Source organism: Paenarthrobacter sp. Z7-10 (genome assembly GCF_026932795.1).
Taxonomy (GTDB): Bacteria; Actinomycetota; Actinomycetes; order Actinomycetales; family Micrococcaceae; genus Arthrobacter_M.
In genome coordinates, this window is sequence record NZ_JADPVH010000107.1 from 1 (window position 1) to 4,547 (window position 4,547).

Annotated in this window: 4 protein-coding genes; 3 read left to right on the top strand and 1 reads right to left on the bottom strand. The window is 57.6% G+C overall.

Going from position 1 to position 4,547, the window contains the following annotated elements:
• The first annotated feature begins 426 nt into the window (after nucleotides 1-426).
• The 3 genes from IV498_RS18490 to IV498_RS18500 all read left to right on the top strand — a co-directional run bounded on the left by IV498_RS18490 (nucleotide 427) and on the right by IV498_RS18500 (nucleotide 3,818).
• Nucleotides 427-1,371, top strand: coding sequence for a DNA-methyltransferase (locus IV498_RS18490; RefSeq protein ID WP_269048540.1), 945 nt, complete (start codon nucleotides 427-429; stop codon nucleotides 1,369-1,371).
• Nucleotides 1,368-1,925 carry a hypothetical protein gene (locus tag IV498_RS18495; RefSeq protein WP_269048541.1) on the top strand — a complete coding sequence of 186 codons (558 nt, stop codon included), beginning with the start codon at nucleotides 1,368-1,370 and terminating at the stop codon, nucleotides 1,923-1,925. The genes IV498_RS18490 and IV498_RS18495 overlap by 4 nt, the downstream gene beginning before the upstream one ends.
• Before the next feature lie 450 nt (nucleotides 1,926-2,375).
• Nucleotides 2,376-3,818: an HAD family hydrolase gene (locus tag IV498_RS18500; RefSeq protein ID WP_269048542.1), complete on the top strand. Its 1,443-nt coding sequence runs from the start codon at nucleotides 2,376-2,378 to the stop codon at nucleotides 3,816-3,818.
• A gap of 184 nt (nucleotides 3,819-4,002) precedes the next feature.
• Here IV498_RS18500 and IV498_RS18505 read toward each other — a convergent pair whose 3' ends face one another.
• Nucleotides 4,003-4,350: a hypothetical protein gene (locus tag IV498_RS18505; RefSeq protein WP_269048543.1), complete on the bottom strand. Its 348-nt coding sequence runs from the start codon at nucleotides 4,348-4,350 to the stop codon at nucleotides 4,003-4,005.
• Between the last annotated feature and the right edge of the window lie 197 nt (nucleotides 4,351-4,547).

The window sequence follows — 4,547 nt, forward strand, 5'->3', positions numbered from 1 at the left end:
AGGCACCGCAACGACCAAGCCCGCGCCCACGAGACCTACTGGGAATAGCACCGCGGCGGCCCGGGCACCCGCCCGGGCCGCTACCACCTCGTCAGAACCGCGCTACCAACTACATGGACTGGCGCTACCATCTGGCGCTGCTCGCCACTGTGGCTCCCCCATCGAACGTATTCACCTGACCAGGGTATGTGACCGCTGGGCCATCAGGGTGCACAGAAGAATGGACAGGCCTGCGAGCGTCAACGTCGCTGCTGGGATTGGACTACGACGACATATTTCGATGGCTGATCGGTTCCCGGATAACCAGCGGACGGCTGTGGGAACCATCGACCTAACAGATCTTCCATCTAAGGGCATGCGAAGCGCCTGAGCCGCCCTCTGCGAGCCAGTCCCGCATCGGGGATCTCCTCGGCTATCCTCGTCTATGTGACTCCTGAAACTGAAACCCAAGCACAACCACTGCTATGGAACCCCAGCGGCGATAACTTAGTCGTCAAGGGCGACAACCTGGATTTTCTCAAGTCTCTGCCGGACGAGAGCTTCCGCCTGATCTACATCGACCCTCCGTTCAATACCGGCAAGGTGCAGACGCGTCAGACGATGAAGAATGTCAGGTCTCTGACGGGGAACCGCGTCGGATTCAAAGGTCAAACTTATGACACTGTCAAGGGAATTGCTTACGGATACAACGACTCCTTCGGCGAGTATTGGGAATTTCTGGAACCACGGCTTGAGGAGGCGTGGCGGCTACTAACTGAGGATGGCACGCTCTACCTCCACCTGGATTACCGTGAAGTTCATTACGCGAAAGTCTTGCTTGATGCTCTTTTCGGACGTGAAAGCTTCCTGAACGAGATTATCTGGGCCTATGATTATGGCGCGCGTTCAAAGAAGAAGTGGCCAGCCAAACACGATAATATACTCGTGTACGTGAAAAATCCGGACAAATACTTTTTCAATAGCTCAGAAGTGGACCGCGAGCCATACATGGCGCCCGGACTTGTCACGCCAGAAAAGGTTGCTCTAGGTAAATTGCCGACCGATACATGGTGGCACACGATCGTGTCCCCGAACGGCAAGGAAAAGACGGGGTACCCTACGCAGAAACCACTTGGTATTTTGAGGCGGATCATCCAGGCGAGTAGTGAACGCGGAGATTGGGTACTAGACTTCTTTGGCGGCAGTGGAACGACGGGTGCCGCAGCCCAGGAACTCGATCGGAAATTCGTTCTGGTGGACCAGAATCCTGAAGCGATCGATGTTATGAAGAAGCGTCTGGGTAACGGCACGCTCAGTTCGGCAGTGATATTCGCAGAATCAGAACCATCGTCCACCCAGGTCAAGCCGGCTATCGAAGAGGTCACCGCATGACAACGGCGATTGACGATTCCGACGTCCAAATTCTGGCAGCCCTGTCCGCATCGTTGGCACCTGGCTACGCCAGGGCTGTAGACGACCCCTGGATTGGCAGTCCCTTTGAGTGGATTCTCAAGGTTCCATCAAGAACCAAAGGGGCGCTCGGGGAGGCGCTAGTGTCTGGTTGGGCCGCGGCAAAGGGTTTTGACGTAATACGTTCCCGGAACAGTGACGCGGACCGGGTGATCAATGGACACAGGATCGAGATCAAGCTGTCCAGTCTTTGGAGGAGCGGCGGTTTCAAATTTCGGCAAATTCGGGACCAGGAATATGACTATTGCTTTTGCATCGGAATCTCCCCGTTTGACGCGCAGGCTTGGCTCCTTCCGAAAGCTCTTTTACAAGAGCACGTCATCGGACACATGGGGCAGCACACGGGCGCTTCGGGAACAGACACGTCGTGGTTAGGCTTCCAGAGTGACCGGCCATACGAATGGATGGAGCCATACGGCGAGCGACTGGCCGATGTCGCCCAGTTGCTCAAGTCGAACGGTCCGGGTGTCTACTAGAAAATTTGTCTGCTGCTGCTTGTTGGCCAGTCATTTGGCGGGCTCTAACGGCGACGCGAACCATCAGCTGGTGGAGGCTTTGTCGCGCTGAGATCGGGCCTCGACGATACGGTCAATGGCGAGGAGACACGCCGGCGAAATCAGCGTGGCGGCTCCGACAGCGGAGAGACCGGCAGAGACGGCTCACCGCTTGCCCCAATCGTGTAGCCAGCACCGTGGTCGCAATGTGCAGCGAAGGGAAGAATACATATTAGCCTGTTTGGCAGCCGTGTCGGTCATCGGTTTCTATAATGCCTTACCTATGTTTCGTCTACAGGAGATCGCGTATCGGCGTTCCCGTGAGAAGGTGGGACTGGTGCCGTTTCGAAGCGTGTCTCGAGCCGCAAAGACAAGAGGCAGAAGGGGCCGTGCTCACTGACGGGCTGTATTCAGGAGCGGCCACGCAGATCCATGATCGTCGGTTGCCCGCCGCCGGCGCTTTGCGCCTTGATGTCCCTGACGCTGCATATACTCCTATGCATGCCACTTCAAGGATCGCTGCCGACTGTTTCCCTACTTGTTAGCGATCTCGACAATACGCTCTGGGACTGGTTCCACGCCTGGTACGCCTCGTTTGATGCGCTCCTGGAGGGGCTGGTTCGGGAACTGGGCGTGGGCCGAGAGCAGCTGGAAGGCGAAATTCGAACGGTGCATCAGTTGCGAGGAACTTCCGAATATTCGTGGCTCCTCTATGAACTTCCCTCGGTAGCGGACTTCTGCGGAGACAAGGATCCCTTTGTAATATTCAGAGAGGTGCTTCACAAGCAAAACTCAGCTCGTCTTCACGAAACACGCTTGTACGAAGGCGTTCTGGAAACCCTGCGAGCAGTCAAAAGTGCTGGCGTTCCCATCGTCGCCTATACGGAGGCACAGTCGTATTGGACTAAATGGCGGATAACGAAACTTGGGCTGGACGGGATTATCGACGCTCTCTACTCATCTTCTGACCACGACGCGCCAAAGGACATCTCTCCCGCGGAGAAGCGTTTCGACCCGGCTGCGGATATGTCCTTGAAAAGGACAGACCACCGTCACGTCCACGGTGGCATCATCAAGCCGAGTCCTGTGATTCTTCAAGACATCCTCAGCCAGTTCGACGTTCCGCTGGATCAGGTGCTATACATCGGTGACAGTTTGATGAAAGACGTGGCGATGGGACAGGCGGTAGGCGTTATGGACGCACATGCAGAGTATGGGGTAGCCATCGAAAAGCCCGCCTACGATCAGCTCCGGCGAGTTTCGCACTGGACGCAAAAGGACATCGAAAGCGAACGCCTCGCCGCTGTCGAAACCACGCCAAAACCGACCTATGTCATGACCAAGGGATTCTATGAGATTCTTCAGCAGTTCAACTTCCGCGCTCAGTCCGGCCGCTCTCAGCGAAGAGGAAAAGAAACTACTTTTGGAGGCATGGAAAAAGCCATTGACGTGCAACAGCACTTCAACGATCTGAGTTGGCGCATCCGTGCCCTATGGCTTACTGCACTGACCTTCGTGCTCGGAACCACATTCTTGGCTTATGGGGACTCCAAGCCGGTGACCATGGGGTTTCTGGGCGACAAACCGCCCAGCCTAGTTATTCCCGCGTTGGGGCTGTTCTTATGGGCGGCGTTTAGGTTTGTAGACGCCGCCTGGTATCACCGCCTACTCGTGGGTTCGGTCATTGAAGGTATCCGACTTGAGAAGGTGCTTACACTCGGGGGCACGGAAATTAGTCTAACGAAGGCAATCGGCGACAACAGTCCTCTGTCAACGGTTCTCGGCGTCATGCACTCTAAACACAAGCTGAACGCTTTTTATCTTCTCGGAGGCCTGCCTCTGTTCGTTACAATTGCTTTTTTGCTCTCGAGGTGACAGCGTCGTTTCCTGGCGAGTCCCATGCCAACGCCGAAGAGAGCTATCCGGAATGAGCTGGACTTCAAGGCCTAGGAGTGCGCTGAACGAATGGTTATTGGGGTGACGCAGCAAGGCTCACTACGCCGTGTTGTCTGATGCAAGCTGGACCTGGCTAGGCTGGATGCCCGGACTAGTGGCAAAACTACTGCCGAGGGGAGGCGGCGGCGCGGTCCCGGCCCCGGGACTTCGACCGCGACGGCTGGATGGGCCAGGCCTTCCAGTGCGCTCGGAGCGCCATCGTTGCAACCGCCTCGGCTGCCGCCGGCTCCCGTGCCAGACCCGTGAGGGGACCGTCGTCGTGCCTGCCGCGGACCGTCCCGCTACAGACTTCCGCGCCGCGGACGGACTGTCCCACCTGCGCGGCACTGGAGGAGACGGTGCGTGGGGGTCTGCTGGCGCCGCCTACGGCTACGGCGCGGTCCCCTTCGAGTGGCGCCCGGACCTGCACCGCTGGCCCGGACTGCGCGCGCGCCCTGATGATGCTGGGCATGGAACTGGCCCGCGGCGAGGGCCAACTCCATTCCGAATGGCCCCGGGCTCAGGACTCCTGACATGGTCATTTAATTTGTGAGTGGCGCTGCCGTCATTTGATCTCGAATCGTAGGATTCGGTTCGAGCCCGGGTAGCGGGTCTCGGTGGTGGTGAGGTGGTTGCAGAGCTCACTGACCGCGGTGGTTGCCCGTCGGG